Source organism: Sphingobium sp. D43FB, assembly GCF_002312805.1.
GTDB lineage: Bacteria > Pseudomonadota > Alphaproteobacteria > Sphingomonadales > Sphingomonadaceae > Sphingobium.
On record NZ_NMUA01000008.1, the window covers coordinates 125,357 to 147,536 of the forward strand.

A 22,180-nucleotide genomic window follows, 5' to 3' on the forward strand; every position below is an offset into this window, starting at 1 on the left:
TTATTGGTCGCCGCTGGTGGTGGCGGCCAGCGCCCTGCGCACGCCTTCGACCGCATTGGCATTGCGCGTGACCTTCAGATGCTTTTCGACCGCGCGCTCGAACTGCTGGCCATATTCCTGGCCGATCACTTCGCCGAGCTGGTCGCGCATCTGCGCCATCAATTCGGGCTGGTTCTTGGCATCGCCCCGTTCGATCGCGTTGAGCTGGACCACGAAATAGCCGCGATCCTGGCCGATCGGCAGCGTCTTGACCGTGTTCGCCGCCATCGAGAAGAGGATGGCGATTTCGGCCGGTGGGCGCTGCTCGCCGCGCATGATGTCGGCGCGCTTGCCACTCAGCGTCTGCGGCGCGGGCAGCTTGACGCCGGCCTGCGCGATCGCGTCGGCCAGCTTCATGCCCTTGGCGACCTTGGCGCGGATCTGTTCGGCCAATGCCTTCGCCTTATCGTTGCCGGCGTTCAGCTTATATTGCGCCTGCACGATCGGCTTGACCTTGGCCAGCGGCGGCGGCGCGGCGGCGACGATCTCGCCCGGTGCGATCATCGCATAGCGCTTGTCTGGAGTGATCGGCACCATCTGCGCGTCGTCGTCGGCGCTCATGGCAAAGACAGGCGCCAGCAGCGGCTGCACGTCGGGTGCGACCACATAGGCCTGATCCTCGACCTGCTTGCCGGTGGCGAGCAACAACGGGCTGGTTTCGAGCTTGAGGCCATTATCCTTGACCACTTCCTCGAACGTCCCGCCATCGGCGATCTGATCCTCCAGCTTGCCGGTAAAGTCGGCCAGCAATTGCTTTTCCTTCTGCGTCCGCAGCGTCGCGACGATTTCGTCCCGCACCGATGCCAGCGCGCGGGCGGGAATATCCTTGACCGCCGTGACGCGCAGCAACAGCCAGCCGAGCGGCCCGCGTACCGGACCAACCAGATCGCCTTGCTTGGCGGCAAAGGCGGCATCGGCCGCAGCCTTGCCCGCCGTTGTGGTCAGTGCGGCGGGCGTCTGGTCGGCCAGCGTCGCGACCGCGAGGCCAGCGCCCTGCGCCGCGGCGGACAGCGACGCGCCGCCCTTCACCTTGTCGGCAATCGCCTTGGCAGCCGCCTCGGTCGGTAGCACCAGCTGCTCCACCGTCCGGCTCTGCTTGGCGGCATAGGCGGCCTTGTTCTGGCTATAAGCGGCGGTGATTTCCGCATCGCTTGGCTGCGAAGCCTGCGCGAAACGCTCGGCATCGACCACGGCATAGCGGATGCGCCGCTGTTCGGGGATGGTGAAGCGATCGGCATTGCGCTTGTAGAAATCGGCCAGTTGCGCGTCGGTCGGGTCTTTCTCGTCCAGGAAAGCAACCGCCGGGATTGCCGCAACCGTGCCCTGCCGCGCTTCCAGCAGCAGCGAGGCATAGGGCAGGACCAGGCTGTCGCTCGGCTTGACGCCCATGCCGATCGGGGTCAGCAACTGCCGCTGCAGGATTTCGCGGCTGATATCGTCGCGCAGATCCTTTTCCGTCAGCCGCTCGCGCGCCAGCAGATTGCGGAAATTCTCCTGGCTGAAATTGCCCGCCGCGTCTTGAAACGCCGGGATTTGCGCAATCTGCGCATCGACCAGCCGCTTGGAGATATGCATGCCCTGATCGTCGGCAAAGGCGCGCAGCGCCAGCGACGCGACCAGCTGGTCATAGACCTGCGCCGCGCCGCCCTGCGCGAAGAAATCGTTGATCTGCAGACCGGGATCGGACCGGCGCGCATTGTCGAACACCCGCTGCACCCGCTCCTGCAATTCGGTTTCGGTCAGCTTGTAGCCCTTGGCCTTCGCCGCCGTGCCGCCACCGCCAAAGCTGGTGCCGAACTGGCCGCTCGACAGATCGCCCAGGATGAAGGCTGCGGCGATCGTCCCTAAGAATAGCAGCGCGAACACTGCCCCGAACCGGGATTTGATGAAGCGGCGAAAGACAGAAAGCATGAAAATATCCGAACTGCGGCGGGATGGCGGCCCGCTTTAAGGGCGGATGCGCGCGGCGGCAAGGCTTGCACTGGACAAATGCGCGAGCGCCGTTCATCGCCTCTGGCCAGTCCATGTCCCTTCCGATGGAGGCGTGACGCCACACAGGCGCGCGGCGGAGGGGGCGGGGCGACGTGCAGCAATAAAGAATAAGGGGAATAGACGATGAGCAGGCGCAAGCTGGTTGTCGGCAACTGGAAAATGAACGGGATGCAGGCCGCGTTGGACGAGGTCGCCGCCATCGGCGCACGCGCGGCGCAGCATCCAGCGGTAGAGGTCGGCCTCTGCCTGCCTGCAACGCTGATCGCGGCGGCGGACGCGCGCAAGGGCGGCGCCTTCATCGGCGCACAGGATTGCCACATGCAGGTAAGCGGCGCGCATACCGGCTGCCTGTCGGCGGCGATGCTGGCCGAAGCCGGAGCAAGTTGGACCATCGTCGGCCATAGCGAGCGGCGGCAGGACCAGGGCGAAACCGACGGCGATGTCGCGGCCAAGGCGTTGGCCGCCAAGGCAGCGGGCCTCGGCGTCATCCTATGCGTGGGCGAAAGCCTGGACGTGCGCGACGCGGGCGACGCCGAAGCGGTGGTGTCGGCGCAATTGCTCGCCTCCTTGCCCGACGGCGCGGCGGCGGACTGGCTCGCCATCGCCTATGAACCCATCTGGGCAATCGGCACTGGCCGCATCCCGACGATGGAGGCGGTCGCGACCATGCACGCCGCCTTGCGCGCCGCGCTGGCGAGCCGGATCAGCGACGAAGCGCAGGGTATGCGCATCCTCTATGGCGGATCGATGAACGGCGACAATGCCGCCGAACTGATGGCCATCGCCGATGTCGATGGCGGCCTGGTCGGCGGCGCCAGCCTGACCGCCGAAAAATTCGCACCCATCATCGCGGCGGCGGATGGGGTGGTGGGTTAGCGCACCAAATTCCTCCCCCGGCGGGGGAGGGGGACCGCTGGCGAAGCCAGTGGTGGAGGGGTGTAACCCCATCGATAGCGTGACACCCCTCCGTCAGGGCTACGCCCTGCCACCTCCCCTGCCAGGGGAGGATGGTTGGTTGTCGCCACCGCCGACGGGGTGGCGGTTCATTCCGAAACTTTCCACCGTTCGGGCTGAGCCTGTCGAAGCCCTCTGCTTCCTTTCGGTAGGCGTAGGGCGAACGGACTTAGAATGATCCCGTGCAACGTGAACGCGCGCAATGGTTGCCCCCGCGTCGCTTCGTCGCTATGTGCCCGGCAACGCCCTCCTTACCCGGACAGAAACCCGTCGCATGTTCACTTTTCTTCTCGTCGTGCAGGCCATCGTGGCCGCCCTGCTGGTCACCGTCATCCTGATGCAGAAGTCGGAAGGCGGCGGGCTGGGCGTGGGCGGTAGCCCGGCTGGCTTCATGTCGGCGCGCGGCGCGGCGGATTTCCTCACCCGGTCCACCTCCATCCTGGCGACGGTCTTCGTTCTGTTGTCGATCGCCATGGCGGTGATCGCGGCGGTGCGCCATGCCCCGACCGACATCGACACCTCGCTGGTGCGGCAGGCACCGACGAGCCAGGGCGCGCCCGCGACCGGCACCGTCGATCCGTTGACCGGTGCGGCCGATTCGGTCGGCAATGGTGCGGCGGCCAACGGCGCGGTTCCCCTCGCCAACTAAACCGTTCATCGACATCGCTGATCTTTTTTAAGCGCGCGTGGATTCGCGCGCTTGCCCTTTGTTGTTCCGAAAGGCTAACCCTTCTCTCCCATGGCGCGGTATATATTCATCACCGGCGGCGTGGTCTCCTCGCTCGGAAAAGGCCTCATGGCCGCATCCCTTGCAGCGCTGCTGCAAGCGAGGGGCTATCGCGTCCGCATTCGGAAATTCGACCCCTATCTCAACGTCGATCCGGGGACCATGTCCCCCTATCAGCATGGCGAAGTCTATGTGACCGACGATGGTGCGGAAACCGACCTCGATCTTGGCCATTATGAACGCTTTACCGGCGTTTCCGCGCGCCAGTCGGACAATGTCACGCAGGGCCGCGTCTATCAGACGATCATCCAGCGCGAACGGCGCGGCGATTATCTGGGCGCAACCGTACAGGTCATTCCACACGTCACGGACGAGATCAAGGCGTTCGCCCTCGCCGATACCGACGGTCTCGACTTCGTCCTGTGCGAGATCGGCGGCACCGTGGGCGATATCGAATCGCTGCCCTTCATGGAGGCGATTCGCCAGCTGCATAACGACCTCGATCGTGGCCAATCGATCTTCGTCCATGTGACGCTGGTGCCCTATATCGCGGCGGCCGGCGAATTGAAGACCAAGCCGACCCAGCATAGCGTCCGCGAACTGACGTCGCTCGGCATCCAGCCGGACATCTTGCTGTGCCGCTGCGAACATCCCTTGCCCGAAAGCGAGCGCAAGAAGATCGCCCTCTTCTGCAACGTGCGTCCCGAAGCGGTCATCCCCGCGCTCGACGCCTCCAGCATCTATGCCGTGCCGCAGCAATATCATGCCGAAGGGCTGGACGCCGAAGTCCTGCGCGCCTTTGGCATCGATGATGCCCCCGAGCCCTCGATGGAGCGGTGGGACGACATCATGGACCGGCAGCAGAACCCGGAAGGCGAAGTGACGATCGGCGTGGTCGGCAAATATGTCGGCCTGCTCGACGCCTATAAATCGCTGCACGAAGCGCTCCACCATGGCGGCCTTGCCAATCGGGTGAAGGTCAACATCAAGTGGATCGACGCGGAGCTGTTCGAGGAAGCGGATTCGGACATCACCGCCCGGCTTGAACCGATGCACGGCATCCTGGTCCCCGGCGGCTTCGGCGTGCGCGGGTCGGAAGGCAAGATTGCCTCGGTCCAGTTCGCGCGCGAACGCGGCGTGCCCTTCTTCGGCATCTGCCTCGGCATGCAGATGGCCTGTATCGAAGGCGCGCGGAACACGGCGGGTATCGAACAGGCATCGACCACCGAATTTGGCGAAACCAGCGAACCGGTCGTCGGCCTTATCACCGAATGGATGAGCACCGAAGGCTTGCAGAAGCGCACCGCCGAAACCGACCTGGGCGGCACCATGCGGCTGGGCGCTTATCCCGCCAAACTGACGGGCAATAGCGTCGTCGCTGGCGTCTATGGCACCACCGAAATCAGCGAACGGCACCGCCATCGCTATGAAGTCAACGCTGGCTATCGCGAACCACTGGAAAAGGGCGGGCTGCTCTTCTCCGGCATGTCGCCCGACGGCACGCTGCCCGAAATCGTCGAGCGGCCTGACCATCCCTGGTTCGTCGGCGTCCAGTTCCACCCGGAACTGAAATCCAAACCCTTCGATCCCCATCCCCTGTTCGCCAGCTTCATCGAAGCGGCGGTCAAGCAGAGCCGGTTGGTATAAGGAAAAAGGGAGCGCTTCGACGCTCCCTTTTTTTTGTCGGCGTTCAGGGACGCGCGGCGTCGAACAGATGGCGATATTGGCGCGGCTGGCACCGCAGATATTGGTTGGCCGCCTTGACGGTGGCACCAAGATGCGCCGCCGCATGCCATGGCCAGCGTGGATCATAGAGAATCGTCCGCGCGATCGCGATCATATCCGCGTCCCCGGTCCCGACAATCGCTTCGGCCTGCTCGAAATCGGTGATCAGGCCGACGGCGACGACGGGGATCGACACGGCCTGCTTGACCGCGCGGGCCAGTGGCACCTGATAGCTCGGCCCAACGGGAATCGCCTGATCGGGATGCAGCCCGCCGCTCGACACATGGATGGCCGCGCAACCCCGCGCCTCCAGCGCTTTGGCGAAGGCGATGGTCTGCTCGATATCCCATCCGCCCTCGACCCAGTCCGTGCCGGACACACGCATCGTCACCGGCTTGTCGGTAGGGAAGGCCGCGCGGACGGCATCGAAGATTTCCAGCGGCAGGCGCATCCGGTTGTCCAGACTTCCTCCATAATCATCGTCCCGCTGGTTCGAGAGGGGCGAGAGGAATTGATGCAGCAGATAGCCATGCGCGCCGTGCAACTGGATGGCGTCGATGCCGAGATGATGCGCGCGTTTCGCCGCGCTCACAAAAGCCTCGATCAGCTTGGCAATGCCATCGCGATCCAGAGCGCGCGGCGCAACGCTACCGGGCGTGAAGGGCAGGGCTGACGGAGCAACGGTCTGCCAGCCATTGACCGCGTCCGGCGCAATTTGCTTGCTCCCCTGCCAGGGGACGTGCGTCGATGCCTTGCGACCGGCATGGCCCAACTGAATCGCAATCGGCATGTCGGAATGGCGGCGCACGCTGTCCAGCACCTGTTTCATCGCCGCTTGGGTCGCATCATCCCACAACCCGACATCGGCATGGCTGATCCGGCCTTCGGGGAGGACGGCGCTGGCCTCGATCGTCAGCAATCCCGCCCCGGACAGCGCCAACTGCCCCAGATGGATCTGATGCCAATCATTCATCTGGCCATCGACGGCCGAATATTGGCACATCGGCGCGATGACGATGCGATTGTCCAGTGTCAGGCCGCCGACCGTTATCGGCTCGAATAATTTGGGGCCACTCATACACTATCCTTCAAACGGTGAAGCCTTCCGGCACTATGCCCTCGACCGCACGGATCGTCGATCGAGGGCATTGCGCTTATCGTCAGCGCTTGGGCGTCAGTTTCAACAACCGGCCTTGTGAGCCATCGCCGCCATCCTCCAGCACCCACAGCGCGCCGTCCGGCCCCTGGTCGACATCGCGGATGCGCGCGCCCATGTCCCATTGATCGCCCTTGGCTGCATTGTCGCCCTCCAGCTTGACCCGGACCAACGCCTTGCTCGACAGGCCGCCGATGAACAGCGATCCCTTCCAGGCCGGGAACATATCGCCCGAATAATAGAGCAGGCCGCCCGGCGAAATCACCGGATTCCAGCTCACCTTGGGTGCTTCGAAGCCATCGCCCGGCTTATGGTCGGGAATGTCGCGACCATCATAATGGCTGCCGTTCGACACGGTGGGATAGCCATAGTTGAGACCCGGCTTGATGAGGTTCACCTCGTCGCCGCCCTTCGGCCCCATTTCCTGCTCCCACAGGCGACCATCGCCGTCAAAGGCGATGCCGAGCAGATTGCGATGGCCATAGGACCAGATGGCGGGATGAAAGCCCTTGGCCGCCAGCGGATTGCCCGCCGCCGGGGTGCCGTCGGGATTGAGGCGCAACACTTTGCCCAGGGTCGATTTGGGGTCTTGGGCCGGATCGAATTTCTGCCGCTCGCCATTGGTGAAGAACAGATATTTGCCGTCGGGCGAAAAGGCGATGCGCCCGGAATAATGGCCATTGCCCTCGACATAGGGGCTGGCGCGGAAAATCACCTGCACGTCGGTCAGGCTGGTCGTCCCGTCGCTCGCCTGCGCAAAGGCCCCCTTGGCCAGCGCCACGCCCTTGCCGCCGTCACGGCTTTCGGAAAAGCTGAAATAGACCATCTTGTCCTGCGCGAAGCCGGGCGACAGGACGACGTCCATCAATCCGCCTTGTCCGGCGCTATCGACGGTCGGGATGCCCGCGATCGGGATCTTCGTGCCGTTCTTGGGATCGAACAACAGCATCTCGCCCGCCTTTTCCGTTACCAGCGCGCGCCCGTCGGGCAGGAAGGTCATCGCCCAGGGCGAATCGAAATCCGCGATGGTGGCGGTGGCGAAGGGCTTGTCGGCAGGCGCGGCCGCATTTTGGCCCGTGGCGTTTTCGGCCGAACAGGCCATGAGGATGAGGGGCAGGGCGGTCATGGCTATACGGCGCATCGCGATCTCCGGTTATGAGCGTTCACAGGTGGGTCTTGAGCGATAGAATGAGTGGGGACGATTAATGTTGCAGATTTAATGGTCTCCGCCTATATCGGCATTGCTTCCTTACATCGTCAAACATGTCAGGGTCGCAGGCAACCAGCCTGCGGCAGCGAAAGCGCGCATATATCTGGATTTGGAGATTGCATGGCGGACATCGCCGCACTGACAGCGTTGATCGAACCTGAGGCGAAGGCTTTGGGCTTTGACCTTGTGCGGATCAAGCTGTTCGGATCGGGCGATGATCGCACGCTTCAGATCATGGCCGAACGGCCCGAAACCAAGCAGTTGGTGATCGAGGATTGCGCCGCTTTGTCGCGCCGCCTGTCCGATTTGCTGGACGAGGTCGACCCGATCGAGGAAGCCTATCGTCTCGAAGTCAGTTCGCCCGGCATCGACCGCCCGCTCACCCGCCTGCACGACTTTGTCGAATGGGGCGGGTTCGAAGCGCGCATCACCGTGACCGAGGCGATCGAGGGGCGCAAGACCTTCAAGGGCATCCTTGGCGGGGTCGAGGGCGAGGATATCCAGTTTCGCGATACCAAGGCTGGCAATGTCGTCATCCCCTTCGGCCTGATCGATGGTGCCAAGCTGGTGCTGACCGACGCGCTGATTTCTGCTACCATGCCGCTTTCCTCCGATGGGGCGGATGAATTTGAAACCGAAGAATAAGGGTTCATAAGTCATGGCCAACGCCATTTCCGCCAACCGGGCAGAACTGATCGCCATCGCCAATTCGGTGGCGTCGGAAAAGATGATCGACAAGGCCATCGTCATCGAGGCGATGGAGGATGCGATCCAGCGCGCCGCGCGCGCCCGCTATGGCGCTGAAAACGACATCCGCGCCAAGCTGGACCCGGAAACCGGCGACCTGCGCTTGTGGCGCGTGGTCGAGGTGGTCGACACCGTCGAGGATTATTTCAAGCAGGTCGATCTGAAGGCCGCGCAGAAGCTGAAGGCAGACTCGGTCGTCGGCGACTTCATTGTCGATCCGCTGCCCGCGATCGACCTCGGCCGCATCGATGCCCAGTCGGCCAAGCAGGTGATCTTCCAGAAGGTCCGCGATGCCGAGCGCGAGCGCCAGCATGAAGAATATAAGGACCGCGTGGGTGAAATCATCACCGGCGTCGTCAAGTCGGTCGAATTTGGCCATGTCGTGGTGAACCTCGGCCGGGCCGAAGGCGTCATCCGCCGCGACCAGCAGATCCCGCGCGAAGTCGTCCGGGTCGGTGACCGGATTCGCTCGGTCGTGCTGAACGTGCGCCGCGAAAATCGCGGGCCGCAAATTTTCCTGTCGCGCGCCCATCCCGAATTCATGAAAAAGCTGTTCGCGCAGGAAGTCCCCGAAATCTATGATGGCGTCATCACCATCATGGCCGCCGCCCGCGATCCGGGCAGCCGCGCCAAGATCGGCGTCATCAGCCGCGACAGCAGCATTGATCCAGTCGGCGCCTGCGTCGGCATGAAGGGCAGCCGCGTGCAAGCCGTCGTGCAGGAAATGCAGGGCGAAAAGATCGACATCATCCCCTGGTCGGAAGATACCGCGACCTTCGTCGTCAACGCGCTGCAGCCCGCGCAGGTCAGCCGCGTCGTCATCGATGAGGAAGAAGAGCGGATCGAAGTGGTCGTCCCCGACGATCAGCTCAGCCTCGCCATCGGCCGTCGCGGTCAGAATGTCCGCCTCGCCAGCCAGCTGACCGGCAAGGCGATCGACATCATGACCGAGGCTGATGCAAGCGAGAAGCGCCAGAAGGAATTCGTGTCGCGCTCCGAACTGTTCCAGAACGAACTGGACGTGGACGAAACGCTCTCGCAGCTGCTGGTCGCCGAAGGCTTTGGCGAGCTGGAAGAAGTCGCCTATGTCAGCGTCGAGGAACTGGCCGGGATCGAAGGGTTCGACGAAGACCTCGCCGCCGAGTTGCAGAACCGTGCGCAGGAAGCGCTCGATCGTCGCGAAGCCGCTGCGCGCGAAGAGCGTCAGGCGCTGGGCGTCGAAGATGCGCTGGCCGACATGCCGCACCTCACCGAAGCCATGCTGGTGACGCTGGGCAAGGCGGGCATCAAGACGCTCGATGATCTGGCCGACTTGGCCACCGACGAGCTGGTGCAGAAGAAGCGCGTTGACCAACGCCGCCGCAAGAGCGAAACGACCGAGGACAAGGGTGGCATTCTGGCCGCCTACGGCCTGTCGGACGAGCAGGGCAATGAGATCATCATGGCCGCCCGTGCGCATTGGTTTGAAGACGAGGAAGCCTGAGCCAAGATGCCATTTGTCGATATCCGTCTGGCCGGCACGGCAACCCGCGCGCAAAAAGCCGCGATCGTTGCCGACGTCACCCAGTCGCTCGTTGAGCGGCTGGGAAAGCCTGCGGCTGCCGTGCAGGTGGTGATTTCGGAAATTTCGACCGAGAATTATGGCGCGGCGGGTCAGCTTCTGGCTGATCGCGCGCCGGTTGTCGCTTTATCAAGGGAGGACGCCAATGTTGCGGACACTCCCCGATGAGCGTTTAGGCCTATCCAATAGCGTTGGGGTTGCCAGTTCATCCGTTTTGGCGGAGGGGCAGGCATGACCGAACGCAAATGCATATTGACCGGCGACCGCGCCGACCCCGACCATCTCATCCGCCTGGCCATCGGCCCGGAGGATCAGTTGCTCCCCGACCTGCGCGCCAAGGCGCCGGGACGTGGTGCCTGGATCGGGGTGTCGCGCGCCGAACTGGAAGTGGCGCTGGCCAAGGGCAAGTTGCGCGGCGCCATCGCCCGCGCCTTCAAAACGGGCGAACTGGCGATCCCCGACGATCTCGCGGATCAGATCGAAACCGGCCTTCGCCGCGCGCTGCTTGACCGGCTGGGGCTGGAATCGCGCGCCTCGATGCTGCTGACCGGATCGGAAAAGATTGACGTCGCCTGCCGCAAGGGCCAGGTGCGGTTGCTGCTCCACGCAATGGATGCGGCGCCTGACGGCAACCGCAAACTGGACCAGGCGCTGCGCGTCGGACAGGAAGCGGAAGGCACGGATCTTGCGGGCATCGTCTTGCCTGTGGACCGCAACGCCCTATCTATGGCAATGGGGCGCGACAATGTCGTCCATATCGCAGTGACCGACTCGCGTGCGGCGTCGCGTCTGCGTGCGGCCATCGGCCGATTGGAAAGCTATCTGGGTTGCGCTGCTGAGGCGCCTGCGCATGGGGAGCCACGCTCCACCGATGCGCCGGGCGTCCAGGCAAACGTATAAATAAGGCGTCGGCGGGCCTATCCGGCCGAAGCGGAAGTGAAGGGTTAAGTTCGATCGTATGAGTGACAGCAAGGAAGACAAGCCGGTTCTGGGCCGCAAGCCACTGGGCATCAAGCGGACCGTGGAATCCGGTCAGGTGCAGCAGCAGTTCAGCCATGGCCGCAAGAATACGGTCGTGGTCGAAGTGAAGCGGCGCCGCGTCCTGGGCAAGCCGGGCGAAAGCACCGGTGGTGCGCCCGCTGCCACGCCGCAGGCCGATCCCGCGCCGACTGCCGCCGCTGCCGCGCCTGTCGCGCCGCGTCCGGCTGCGCCCCCTCCGCCGCGCCAGCAACAGCCGGTGCGCACCGCGCCGCCGCAGAGCCTGATGTCGCGTCAGGAATTGCAGGCCAAGCTGCTGCGTGAAGCCGAAGAAGCCCGCATGAACGCGCAGGAAGAGGCGCGTCGTCGTGAAGACGCCGCGCGTCTCGCCGCGATCGAAGCGGAAAAGCGCCGCGCCGAAGAAAATCGCCAGGCTGCCGAAACCGCCGCGTCCGCGCCAGCGGTCGAGGAAGCGCCTGCGCCTGAACCCACGCCCGTCGCCGAAGCGACCGCCGCGCCGCAGGAAGCCGCCGCTCAGCCCGCTGAAACGCCGGTCGAGGCCGACACTGGTGCCGCTGCTGCGCCGACCACGGCCGCTCCGCCGCCGCCGCGCCGCTTCACCCCGGTTACGCCGGTCAAGCGTCCCGAACCGACCAAGCCGGAACGCGCGAAGAAGGGCGAAGATAATCGTCGCCAGGCTGGCAAGCTGACCGTCACCAAGGCGCTGGCCGATGACGACAGCGCCCGCGCCCGCAGCCTTGCGGCGCTCAAGCGTGCCCGTGAAAAGGAACGCCGCGCCCATTATGCCGGTGGCTCCAAGACGCGCGAGAAACAGTCGCGCGACGTGATCGTGCCCGAAGTCATCACCGTGCAGGAACTGGCCAACCGTATGGCCGAAAAGGGCGCGGATCTGGTCAAGTCGCTGTTCAAGATGGGGCAGGCGGTCACGCTCAACCAGTCGATCGATCAGGATACCGCCGAATTGCTGGTCGAAGAATTCGGCCACCGCATCCAGCGCGTGTCGGACGCCGACATCGAAATCGGGATTGAGGGTGAGGCCGATGCGGTCGAAGCGCTCAAGCCCCGTGCGCCCGTGGTCACGATCATGGGCCATGTCGACCATGGCAAGACGTCGCTGCTCGACGCTCTGCGCGGCACCAGTGTCGTGTCGGGCGAAAGCGGCGGCATCACCCAGCATATCGGCGCCTATCAGGTGACGACGAAGAAGGGCGATGTCATCACCTTCCTCGACACGCCGGGCCATGAAGCCTTCTCGGAAATGCGTGCCCGTGGCGCGAACGTCACCGACATCGTCATCCTGGTGGTGGCGGCCGACGACGGGCTGATGCCGCAGACGATCGAAGCGATCAACCATACCAAGGCGGCTGGCGTGCCAATGATCGTGGCGATCAACAAGGTCGATAAGCCTGACGCGAACCCGCAAAAGGTGCGTGAGCGCTTGCTGAGCGAAGAGATCGTGGTCGAGGATATGGGTGGCGACGTTCAGGACGTGGAGGTTTCGGCGCTCAAGAAGACCGGCCTTGATGAGCTGATCGAAAAGATCCTGCTCCAGGCCGAACTGATGGAGTTGACCGCCAACCCCGATCGCGCTGCCGAAGGCAATGTGATCGAGGCGCAACTCGACCGGGGCCGTGGTGCGGTCGCGACCGTGCTGGTGCGCAAGGGCACGCTCAAGGTCGGTGACACCTTCGTCATCGGCGCGGAAAGCGGCAAGGTGCGCGCGCTGATCAACGACAAGGGCCAGCAGGTCAAATCGGCCGGACCATCGACCCCGGTCGAGATATTGGGCCTGTCGGGCGTGCCGATGGCAGGCGACCAGATGACGGTCGTGGAGAATGAGGCGCGCGCCCGTGAGGTCGCCGCCTATCGTCAGGAACAGATCACCCGCAAGCGGACGGCATCGGTGCCGACCAACTTCGAAAATATGTTCTCGGCGCTCAGCACCAAGGTCATCGAATATCCGGTGGTCATCCGCGGCGACGTGCAGGGATCGGTCGAAGCGATCGTCAGTGCGCTGAACCGCATTTCGACGGACGAGATCAAGGTGCGTATCTTGAGTTCCGGCGTCGGCGCGATCACCGAAAGCGACGTCACCCTGGCGTCCGCCAGCCGTGCCCCGCTGATCGGCTTCAACGTCCGTCCCAATGCCAAGGCGCGTCCGCTGGCGATCCGCGAGAAAATCTCGCTGCGCTATTATGACGTGATCTACGATCTGCTCGAAGAAGTGCGCAACGAAATGGCGGGCCAGCTCGCACCGGAACGCATCGAAACGATCGTTGGTCGCGCCGAAGTCCTGCAGGTCTTCCCGGCCGGCAAGAAGGACAAGGCGGCAGGCCTGCTCGTCATGGAAGGCATCATCCGCAAGGGGCTCAATGCGCGCCTCACCCGCGACGATGTCATCGTGTCGAAAACGGTCATCCACTCGCTGCGGCGCTTCAAGGACGATGTGTCCGAAGTCCGCGCGGGCATGGAATGTGGTGCGGTGTTGCAGGATACCAACGACATCAAGGCTGGCGACACGCTCGAACTGTTCGAGGTCGAGGAACGCGTTCGTACGCTGTGATAGGAAAGACGTGTCCCTGGCTTCGGCCGGGGCCATGAGGATGATATATGTCCAGTCAGAATGAAGGTCCAAATGTCCGCGCGCTGCGCGTGGGCGAACAGGTGCGGCACATCTTGTCGGAAATCCTGCAGCGCGGCGACGTGCATGACGATGTGCTGGCCCAGCATGTCGTGAGCGTCACCGAAGTCCGCATGTCGCCCGACCTGCGCCACGCCACGGTTTTCATCAAACCGCTGCTGGGCCGGGAAGAGGAGGCGGTGCTAAAGGCATTGCGCACCAACACCGCCTATTTCCAACGCGAAGTCGCATCGCGCACCCGGCTCAAATATGCCGCCAAGATCAAGTTCCTGGCCGACGACAGTTTCGACGAAGGCAGCCACATCGACAAGCTGCTGCGCGATCCCAAGGTCGCGCAGGACCTGGTCAAGGATGACGCGGACGAGGATTGACTTGGCTAACGGTAAGACGCATCTTACCGTCATGAACGCAAAAACGACTCTTTCGGCCAAGGGCCAGATTGTCATCCCTAAGGATGTGCGGGACCAACTCGGCTTTACGTCGGGGCAGGTGTTCGACGTCGTGCCGATGGGTGGGGGCGTGCTGTTGAATCCCCAGCACAAAAAGTCCGGTCGCAGCTTCGAAGACATCATGGTGGGTATCAAGGCCCGTTACCAGCATCAAGGGCCGCCCGTTTCTATTGAAGACATGGACCAGGCCATCACGCAGATGTTCCGCGACCGCCAGGACTGATGGCAGCGGCGATCGATACAAATGTGCTGGTGCGCTTCCTAACGGGCGACGACTTGGCGCAAGCGGCTGTCGCGGCTGACCGGATCAGGCAGGGGTTTATCTTATTGCCGACCGTATTGGTCGAAACGGAGTGGGTATTGCGCGCGAGCTATGGATGGCCGCGCGAGCGTATCGCGGCAGCCTTGCTTGACGTAATCGATTTACCGGAAGCGTTGGGGCAACCGGCCCGCATAGACTGGGTTCTGGATCGCTTTGCCGCTGGTGCTGATTTTGCTGAAATGATGCATGTGTCGATGGCCGCCGAGGCGGACCTGTTTTTGACATTCGACCGGCGGATTGAGCGGACGGTGGGGGATTCGCCTCCCGTCGCCGTCATGACGTTGACATGATATCGGGGAATCCAACCATGCGGGCGTTGCTGCTGTCCAGTGCACTTTTGGCATGCGCCTTTATCCCGGCCAATGCCAAAGAACCCGCCATCCACCCCGCCGTCACCAGCGATCCGTCGCCCGACGCGACCAATCCCGCAGGCATGAGCGCCTTTGTCATCCCCTCAGGTGACGGCGCGATGAACGCGGTTCTCTACACCGCTGCGGGCGGCGGGCTGCATCCGACCTTGCTGCTCCTCCACGGCTTCCCCGGCAACGAACAAAATCTGGATCTCGCCCAGGCCGCGCGCCGGGCCGGGTGGCATGTGCTGACGCTCCATTATCGCGGGTCATGGGGTAGCCCCGGCGATTTCTCCTTCGGCGGCGCGTCGGACGATGCCTTCGCCGCGCTCCAATTTCTGCAACAGCCCGCTACCGTCGCGAAATATCGCATCGACACCAGCGCGATCGTGGTGGCCGGGCACAGCATGGGCGGTTTCATGGCTGCCGATGTCGCCGCCGCCGAACCGCGCGTCGCTGGCCTGTTCCTGATCGACCCATGGGATCCCGCGCAAACGGTCGCCTCGCTCGCCACGGCGGAGGGCGCCGCGGCGTGGCAGGCAGAGGTGGCCAGCGACCTGCCGCCGCTCCACGGCGCGACCTATGACGGGCTGACCGGTGAAATCCGCGATCGCGGGGACAAATTCGACCTTGGCCGCCGCATGGCCGCCTATGGCCGCCGCCCGCTCAGCATCATCGGCGCGGAAAAAGGCATCGGCGATCAGGCGCGCAAGGCGGCGGCCGACGCGCAGGGCGCCAATCCGCAGGCGCGGCTGACGGTCTGGCCGACCGACCATAGTTTTTCCGACAGCCGGATCGCGCTCGCCGATGCGCTGGTGCGCTTCCTGTCGCGCGTCGCCCCGACGATCCGGTAAGCGACCATGGCGAAGCTCTATTTCTACTATAGCTCGATGAATGCGGGCAAATCGACGACGCTGCTGCAATCGGACTTCAACTATCGCGAACGCGGCATGGAAACGATGCTGTGGACCGCCGCGGTGGACGATCGCTATGGCCAGGGGCGGATCGTGTCGCGGATCGGGCTGGAGGCGCAGGCGCATCTGTTTGAAGCCGATACCGACATGTTCGCCGCCATCGCCGCGCGCCATCACGACACGCACCTCTCCTGCGTGCTGGTGGACGAAGCGCAATTTCTAAGCCGCGCGCAGGTCTGGGCATTGGGGCGGGTGTGCGACGAGCTGGGCGTGCCGGTGCTCTGCTATGGCCTGCGCACCGATTTCCAGGGCGAATTGTTCGAAGGCAGCGCGCAGTTATTGGGGCTGGCCGACAGTCTGAGCGAGATCAAGACGGTGTGCGATTGCGGGCGCAAGGCGACCATGAACCTGCGCGTGGACGGGGAGGGGCGGCCGATCCGGCGCGGCGAACAGACGCAGATCGGCGGCAATGACCGTTATGTCGCTTTGTGCCGCCGTCACTTCATGGCGCAGATGCGGGGCTGACAGCGCGCGCGCTGCCCTATAGGGGCGCACAATGCACGGCTGGATCATTCTCGACAAACCTCATGGCCTTGGCTCGACGCAGGCCGTCGCCGCGGTCAAGCGCGCCCTGCGCGACAGCGGCGCTGGCAAATGCAAGGTCGGCCATGGCGGCACGCTCGATCCGCTGGCGACCGGCGTCCTGCCGATCGCGATCGGCGAAGCGACCAAACTCGCCGGACGGATGCTCGACAGCGACAAGATCTATGATTTTACCGTAGCCTTCGGCGCGCAGACGGACACGCTGGACCTAGAGGGAAAGGTCATTGCCACCTCAGATATATTGCCGAGTTTCGGTGATGTAGAGGATGTGCTCGCCGACTTTATCGGTGAAATAGATCAGATTCCGCCTGTCTACTCAGCTATCAAGATCGATGGCGCGCGCGCTTATGATCTAGCTCGGTCTGGCGAAGCTCCCGACATCAAGAGCCGCCGCATCACCATCTATCATTTGGATTACCTTGGCGAGGAAACGGGCAGTGTCACCCTCCGCGCCCATGTCTCCAAGGGCACCTATATCCGCAGCCTCGCGCGTGACATCGCGCTGGCGCTCGGCACGGTGGGCCATGTCACCATGCTCCGCCGCATCAAGGCCGGTCCCTTCACCCTGGAATCCGCGATTTCGCTGGACAAATTGCGTCATGCTGCTAACGAGCGCGACATCGGTGGGCTTATGCTGCCGCTGACGGCGGGGCTGGACGACATCCCGGCTCTCCCCGTCTCTCCCGATCAAGCCCTTATGCTCCGCCAGGGGAAGGTATTGACCGGGATCACTGCCACCACCGGCCTGTATCTGGCGACGCAAGGGGACATCCCCGTCGCGCTGGTCCGGTCGGATGATCAAGAGATCATCGTGGTGCGCGGTTTCAACCTGATGTCGAGGGAAGACGATTAGATGACGATTACTGCCGAGCGCAAGGAAGCGCTGATCAAGGAATATGCCCGCGCTGAGGGTGACACGGGTTCGCCAGAGGTTCAGGTTTCGATCCTGACCGAGCGGATCACCAACCTGACCGAGCATTTCAAGGGTCACCACAAGGATAATCACAGCCGTCGTGGTCTGCTGATGATGGTCAACAAGCGTCGTTCGCTGCTGGACTATCTCAAGAAGAAGGATCAGGCGCGTTACACCGACCTGATCGGCAAGCTGGGCCTGCGCAAGTAAGCCTGTTAAAAGTGACGGCCCCCATGCGGGGCCGTTTCTGATTCCGGGGCAAGTCGCAATTCGGCGCTTTGTCCCGCTAATGCCACCTCCGTTCGCCCTGAGCTTGTCGAAGGGCTGTACTTTCTCAAGAGGAAAGGACGGGGCTTCGACAGGCTCAGCCCGAACGGGTTGAGGGGGCAACTATGGAGCAATATGGCTCCACCAAAGGCCCCGCCCGGCAATAGGGCCGATGCGGGCGAAGGAAAAAATCTATGTTTGACGTCAAGAAAGTATCGATCGAGCTGGCCGGCAAGACGCTGACCCTCGAAACCGGCCGCATCGCGCGCCAGGCTGACGCCGCCGTGCTGGCGACCTATGGCGAAACCGTGGTGCTGTGCGCCGTGACCGCCGCCAAGAGCGTGAAGGAAGGCCAGGACTTTTTCCCGCTGACCGTTCACTATCAGGAAAAATATTCCGCCGCCGGCCGCATCCCCGGTGGTTTCTTCAAGCGTGAGCGCGGTGCGACCGAGAAGGAAACGCTGGTTTCCCGCCTGATCGACCGTCCGCTCCGCCCGCTGTTCCCTGAAGGCTTCTACAACGAAATCAACGTCATCGCCCAGGTGCTGTCGTTCGATGGCGAAAGCGAGCCGGACATGGTGGCGATGATTGCCGCGTCGGCTGCCCTGACCCTGTCGGGCGTGCCCTTCATGGGCCCGATCGGCGCCGCGCGCGTCGGTTACAAGGATGGCGAATATCAGCTCAACCCGTCGCTGGACGAAGTGAAGACCGGCGAACTCGACCTGGTCGTCGCCGCCACCTACGACGCGGTGATGATGGTCGAATCCGAAGCCAAGGAGCTGTCGGAAGAAGTCATGCTGGGCGCCGTCCTGTTCGCGCATGACGCCAGCAAGAAGATCGTCGATGCGATCATCAGCCTCGCTGAAAAGGCCGCCAAGGATCCTTGGGACATGGCCAAGAGCGATGATCTGGGCGACCTGAAGGCCAAGCTCAAGAAGCTGATCGGCAAGGACATCACCGCCGCCTACAAGCTGACCGACAAGTCGGCCCGCTCGAACGCGCTCAACGAAGCCCGCGCCAAGGCGAAGGCCCAGTTGGCCGCTGACGGCCTGGACGCCCAGACCGTGATGGCCGGCATCAAGCTGACCAAGAAGCTGGAAGCGGAAATCGTGCGCGGCGCCATCCTTAAGGACGGCAAGCGTATCGACGGCCGTACCACCACGCAGATCCGTCCGATCGAAGCGATGGTCGGCTTCCTGCCCCGCACCCATGGTTCGGCGCTGTTCACGCGCGGCGAAACCCAGTCGATCTGCACCACGACGCTGGGCACCAAGGACGCCGAGCAGATGATCGACGGCCTCACTGGCTTGCATTATGAAAACTTCATGCTGCACTATAACTTCCCGCCCTATTCGGTCGGTGAAGTCGGTCGCTTCGGCGCGCCGGGTCGTCGCGAAGTGGGTCATGGCAAGCTCGCATGGCGTGCGCTGCACCCCGTGCTGCCGAGCAAGGACGAGTTCCCCTATACGATCCGCGTTCTGTCGGACATTACCGAATCGAACGGTTCCTCCTCGATGGCGACCGTCTGTGGCGGTTCGCTCTCGATGATGGATGCAGGCGTCCCCCTGAAGCGTCCGGTCTCCGGCATCGCCATGGGCCTGATCCTGGAAGGCAAGAATTTTGCCGTCCTGTCCGATATCCTGGGTGATGAAGATCATCTCGGCGACATGGACTTCAAGGTCGCCGGCACGTCCGAAGGCATCACCACGATGCAGATGGACATCAAGATTGCGGGCATCACCCGCGAAATCTTCGAAGCCGCTCTGCATCAGGCCAAGGAAGGCCGCGCGCATATCCTGGGCGAAATGGCCAAGGCGCTCGACAGCACGCGCAGCGAATTGTCGGCCCATGCCCCGCGCATCGAGACGCTGCAGATCGACAAGTCGAAGATCCGCGAAGTCATCGGCACCGGCGGCAAGGTGATCCGTGAAATCGTCGCCGAAACCGGCGCGAAGGTCGACATCGACGATGAAGGCCTGATCAAGATCAGCTCTTCCGATCCGGCGCAGATCGAGGCCGCGCGCAAGTGGATTCTCGGCATCACGCAGGAAGCGGAAGTCGGCAAGATCTATGACGGCAAGGTCGTCAACATCGTCGACTTCGGTGCTTTCGTGAACTTCATGGGTGGCAAGGACGGTCTCGTCCACGTCTCCGAAATGAAGAATGAGCGCGTCGAAAAGCCGACCGACGTCGTGTCGGAAGGCCAGGAAGTGAAGGTCAAGGTGCTCGAAATCGATCCGCGTGGCAAGGTTCGCCTGTCGATGCGCGTCGTCGATCAGGAAACCGGCAAAGAACTGGAGGACACCCGTCCTGCCCGTGAAGCGCGCGAACCCCGCGCCGGTGGCGAAGGCCGTGGCGATCGTGGCCGTGGTCCGCGTCGTGATGGCGGCGGTGGCCGTGGTGGCGAGCGTAGCGAAGGCCGTGGTGGTGAAGGTCGGGGCGATCGTGGCCCCCGCCGCGACCGTGGCCCGCGCGACGACGCAGCCAAGGATGATGGCTCGAACGCCGGCCTGCCCGACTTCCTGACGCAGGACTGATCGGCCGCTCGTCAGAGCAACCAAGAAAAAGAGGGCGTCCGGTTCATCCGGGCGCCTTTTTTCATGTCGCCGCCCGCCGACTGATTTCGATCAATGCACTGGCATGAAGTTCTGCTAGTGTAACGACATGGATATCGGAACATGGCATGCAGCGTAGCAACGCGCGGTTCGTCGAACGGCTACCGCTCGTTCTTAACCGACCGGTCTATGCTTATGCGTTGACGCTGTCTTTCTGTGGGCTGGCGCTGCTTTTGCGCTTCGCGGCGGAACCGCTGCTGCCCGACGGCTATCCGTTCGTGACATTCTTTCCCGCCGTCATTCTGGCGTCTTTCCTGTTCGGGGTCCGGCCGGGTCTGTTCGCCGCAATCCTGTGCGCCGCCTCCTCCTGGTATTTCTTCATCGCCCCCCGCAACAGTTTCGTCCTCAATCCGGGCGTGGCGGCTGCGATGATCTTTTACACCGGTGTCGTGCTTGTCGATATCGTGCTGATCCACTTCATGCAGCGCGCCAATTTCCACCTGGCCATCGAACGGGAACGCAGCGCGGCGCTCGCTGAAAATCGCGAATTGCTGTTCCACGAATTGCAGCATCGTGTGTCCAACAATCTACAGGTCGTGGCCGCGATGCTCGCGCTGCAACGCCGCCATGTCGACCATGACGTGGCGCGCCGCGCATTGGATGACGCCTCCGAACGGTTGGCGCTGATCGGCCGGATCAGCCGGGCGCTCTACGATCCGTCCGGCGCGGGGCAGGGGGTGCGGGCCTTTTTGACGACGCTGACGGCCGATGTCATCGAAGCCAGCGGCCGCACCGACATCGCAATCAGCGTCGATGCGCCTGAAGAGGTGCAACTCGAACCCGGCATCACCGTGCCGCTGGCGCTGGTCGTGGCCGAAGCGGTCAGCAACGCCATCGAACATGGCCTGCCGCATCGAGGCGGGACTATTGCCGTGGTGTTGGACCATCATGCAGGGGAGCTATGCCTGCGCGTGTCTGATGACGGCGACGGCGTGTCGCCCGATTTCGCCGTGGAGCATAGCAAATCCTTAGGGCTCCGCATCGCCAACACGCTGGCGGCGCAGATCGGCGGACGCTTTACCCTGGCACCGGGCGCGCATGGCGGTGCCGTCGCACAACTTATCCTGCCGCCACGCGCCGCCTGTTGATCGTGCGACAATTCTGCCGCTTGGCGGCAGCGATCCGCTCGGCTATGAACCGCATCATGCTGACGAAAACACTGACGCGCATCGGCGCGGCCACCACCCCGGTCCTGCTCGCTGCCGTTCTGCTTACGGGCTGCTCGACATCGAAAAACAAGGCCGACACCCAATATGTCGCCCGCGACGTGTCGACGCTGTATAATAGCGGCAAGGACCGGCTCGATCGCGGCCAGTATAAGCTCGCCGCCGCGCTGTTTGACGAGGTCGAGCGCCAGCATCCCTATTCGCCCTGGGCGCGCCGGGCGCAGCTCATGTCGGCGTTCAGCTATTATATGAACACCGATTATGCCGAATCCGTTTCCGCGGCGCAGCGCTTCCTTGCGATCCACACCGGCAACAAAGACGCCCCCTACGCTTATTATCTGATCGCGCTCTGCTATTATGAGCAGATCGCCGACGTCACCCGCGACCAGAAGATCACGCAGCAGGCGCTGGCGGCGCTCGGCGAACTGATCCGTCGCTATCCCGACACCCGCTATGCCGCCGATGCGCGGTTGAAGGTCGATCTGGTGAACGACCATCTGGCGGGCAAGGAAATGGAAGTCGGCCGCTTCTATCAGCGCCGTGGCCAGTGGATCGCCGCCACGCTGCGCTTCCGCACCGTGGTCGACAAATATGAGACCACCACCCACACGCCCGAAGCGCTGGAGCGGCTGGTCGAATCCTATCTCTCGCTGGGCGTCCCCGCCGAAGCGCAAAAGGCCGCCGCCGTATTGGGCGCCAACTATCCCGGCTCCGAATGGTATGAACGCTCCTACAAGCTGATGCAGCAACATGGCGGCAAGGCGTAAGAATTCTTGTCCCCCTCCCGCCTGCGGGAGGGGCTAGGGGTGGGCTGCGAGCGTAGCGAGCAT

At 63.4% G+C, this 22,180-nt stretch carries 21 protein-coding genes; 18 read left to right on the plus strand and 3 right to left on the minus strand.

All coding sequences use genetic code 11. From position 1 onward, the window contains the following. Entirely contained in the window at window positions 1-1,950 is a 1,950-nt protein-coding gene (locus tag SxD43FB_RS09270; protein ID WP_096061923.1) for a peptidylprolyl isomerase, read from the minus strand. 204 nt (window positions 1,951-2,154) lie between these two features. Between SxD43FB_RS09270 and tpiA the strand changes: the two genes are divergently transcribed. From tpiA to SxD43FB_RS09285, 3 genes are all read left to right on the plus strand, one after another. Then, the gene (gene tpiA / locus SxD43FB_RS09275) at window positions 2,155-2,907 is read left to right on the plus strand and encodes a triose-phosphate isomerase (RefSeq protein WP_096061924.1); all 753 of its coding nucleotides are present in this window, start codon (window positions 2,155-2,157) and stop codon (window positions 2,905-2,907) included. 352 nt (window positions 2,908-3,259) lie between these two features. Next, entirely contained in the window at window positions 3,260-3,634 is a 375-nt protein-coding gene (gene secG / locus SxD43FB_RS09280) for a preprotein translocase subunit SecG (RefSeq protein WP_096061969.1), read from the plus strand. Between the two features lie 90 nt (window positions 3,635-3,724). Then, window positions 3,725-5,359, plus strand: a complete 1,635-nt coding sequence (locus SxD43FB_RS09285; RefSeq protein ID WP_037473782.1) for a CTP synthase — start codon at window positions 3,725-3,727, stop codon at window positions 5,357-5,359. A gap of 43 nt (window positions 5,360-5,402) precedes the next feature. Here SxD43FB_RS09285 and SxD43FB_RS09290 read toward each other — a convergent pair whose 3' ends face one another. Further along, complete coding sequence (locus SxD43FB_RS09290) at window positions 5,403-6,515, minus strand: NADH:flavin oxidoreductase/NADH oxidase (RefSeq protein WP_096061925.1); 1,113 nt, start codon at window positions 6,513-6,515, stop codon at window positions 5,403-5,405. 82 nt (window positions 6,516-6,597) lie between these two features. Next, window positions 6,598-7,734 (minus strand): PQQ-dependent sugar dehydrogenase, encoded by a 1,137-nt coding sequence (locus SxD43FB_RS09295; RefSeq protein ID WP_096061926.1) that lies wholly within the window; start codon window positions 7,732-7,734, stop codon window positions 6,598-6,600. A 189-nt stretch (window positions 7,735-7,923) separates the two neighbouring features. Between SxD43FB_RS09295 and rimP the strand changes: the two genes are divergently transcribed. The 15 genes from rimP (at window position 7,924) to SxD43FB_RS09370 (ending at window position 22,117) form a co-directional block, all read left to right on the plus strand. Further along, window positions 7,924-8,448: a ribosome maturation protein RimP gene (gene rimP, locus SxD43FB_RS09300; protein ID WP_037473776.1), complete on the plus strand. Its 525-nt coding sequence runs from the start codon at window positions 7,924-7,926 to the stop codon at window positions 8,446-8,448. Window positions 8,449-8,461: 13 nt separating this feature from the next. Next, window positions 8,462-10,033, plus strand: coding sequence for a transcription termination factor NusA (gene nusA, locus SxD43FB_RS09305; RefSeq protein WP_096061927.1), 1,572 nt, complete (start codon window positions 8,462-8,464; stop codon window positions 10,031-10,033). 6 nt (window positions 10,034-10,039) lie between these two features. Next, on the plus strand, window positions 10,040-10,279 hold the full coding sequence (locus tag SxD43FB_RS09310) for a 4-oxalocrotonate tautomerase family protein (protein ID WP_037473771.1): 240 nt from the start codon (window positions 10,040-10,042) through the stop codon (window positions 10,277-10,279). Between the two features lie 63 nt (window positions 10,280-10,342). After that, a complete protein-coding gene (locus tag SxD43FB_RS09315) occupies window positions 10,343-11,011 on the plus strand; it encodes a DUF448 domain-containing protein (RefSeq protein WP_096061928.1) in 669 nt (222 codons plus the stop codon). Window positions 11,012-11,069: 58 nt separating this feature from the next. Then, window positions 11,070-13,673, plus strand: coding sequence for a translation initiation factor IF-2 (infB, locus tag SxD43FB_RS09320; RefSeq protein WP_096061929.1), 2,604 nt, complete (start codon window positions 11,070-11,072; stop codon window positions 13,671-13,673). A 47-nt stretch (window positions 13,674-13,720) separates the two neighbouring features. Next, a complete protein-coding gene (rbfA, locus tag SxD43FB_RS09325) occupies window positions 13,721-14,122 on the plus strand; it encodes a 30S ribosome-binding factor RbfA (protein WP_096061930.1) in 402 nt (133 codons plus the stop codon). A gap of 1 nt (window position 14,123) precedes the next feature. Further along, the gene (locus tag SxD43FB_RS09330; RefSeq protein WP_237236439.1) at window positions 14,124-14,423 is read left to right on the plus strand and encodes an AbrB/MazE/SpoVT family DNA-binding domain-containing protein; all 300 of its coding nucleotides are present in this window, start codon (window positions 14,124-14,126) and stop codon (window positions 14,421-14,423) included. Beyond that, window positions 14,423-14,812 (plus strand): type II toxin-antitoxin system VapC family toxin, encoded by a 390-nt coding sequence (locus SxD43FB_RS09335; RefSeq protein WP_096061931.1) that lies wholly within the window; start codon window positions 14,423-14,425, stop codon window positions 14,810-14,812. Before SxD43FB_RS09330 ends, SxD43FB_RS09335 begins: the two co-directional genes overlap by 1 nt. A gap of 17 nt (window positions 14,813-14,829) precedes the next feature. Next, the gene (locus tag SxD43FB_RS09340) at window positions 14,830-15,726 is read left to right on the plus strand and encodes an alpha/beta hydrolase (protein WP_096061970.1); all 897 of its coding nucleotides are present in this window, start codon (window positions 14,830-14,832) and stop codon (window positions 15,724-15,726) included. 6 nt (window positions 15,727-15,732) lie between these two features. Then, window positions 15,733-16,311: a thymidine kinase gene (locus SxD43FB_RS09345; RefSeq protein ID WP_096061932.1), complete on the plus strand. Its 579-nt coding sequence runs from the start codon at window positions 15,733-15,735 to the stop codon at window positions 16,309-16,311. A 31-nt stretch (window positions 16,312-16,342) separates the two neighbouring features. Then, the gene (gene truB, locus SxD43FB_RS09350) at window positions 16,343-17,242 is read left to right on the plus strand and encodes a tRNA pseudouridine(55) synthase TruB (RefSeq protein ID WP_096061933.1); all 900 of its coding nucleotides are present in this window, start codon (window positions 16,343-16,345) and stop codon (window positions 17,240-17,242) included. Next, a complete protein-coding gene (gene rpsO / locus SxD43FB_RS09355) occupies window positions 17,243-17,512 on the plus strand; it encodes a 30S ribosomal protein S15 (RefSeq protein ID WP_037473756.1) in 270 nt (89 codons plus the stop codon). Window positions 17,513-17,763: 251 nt separating this feature from the next. After that, entirely contained in the window at window positions 17,764-20,106 is a 2,343-nt protein-coding gene (gene pnp / locus SxD43FB_RS09360; RefSeq protein ID WP_096061934.1) for a polyribonucleotide nucleotidyltransferase, read from the plus strand. Window positions 20,107-20,252: 146 nt separating this feature from the next. Next, the gene (locus SxD43FB_RS09365) at window positions 20,253-21,272 is read left to right on the plus strand and encodes a histidine kinase dimerization/phosphoacceptor domain -containing protein (protein WP_096061935.1); all 1,020 of its coding nucleotides are present in this window, start codon (window positions 20,253-20,255) and stop codon (window positions 21,270-21,272) included. A gap of 56 nt (window positions 21,273-21,328) precedes the next feature. Continuing rightward, window positions 21,329-22,117 carry an outer membrane protein assembly factor BamD gene (locus SxD43FB_RS09370; RefSeq protein WP_096061971.1) on the plus strand — a complete coding sequence of 263 codons (789 nt, stop codon included), beginning with the start codon at window positions 21,329-21,331 and terminating at the stop codon, window positions 22,115-22,117. The last annotated feature ends 63 nt before the right edge of the window (window positions 22,118-22,180 follow it).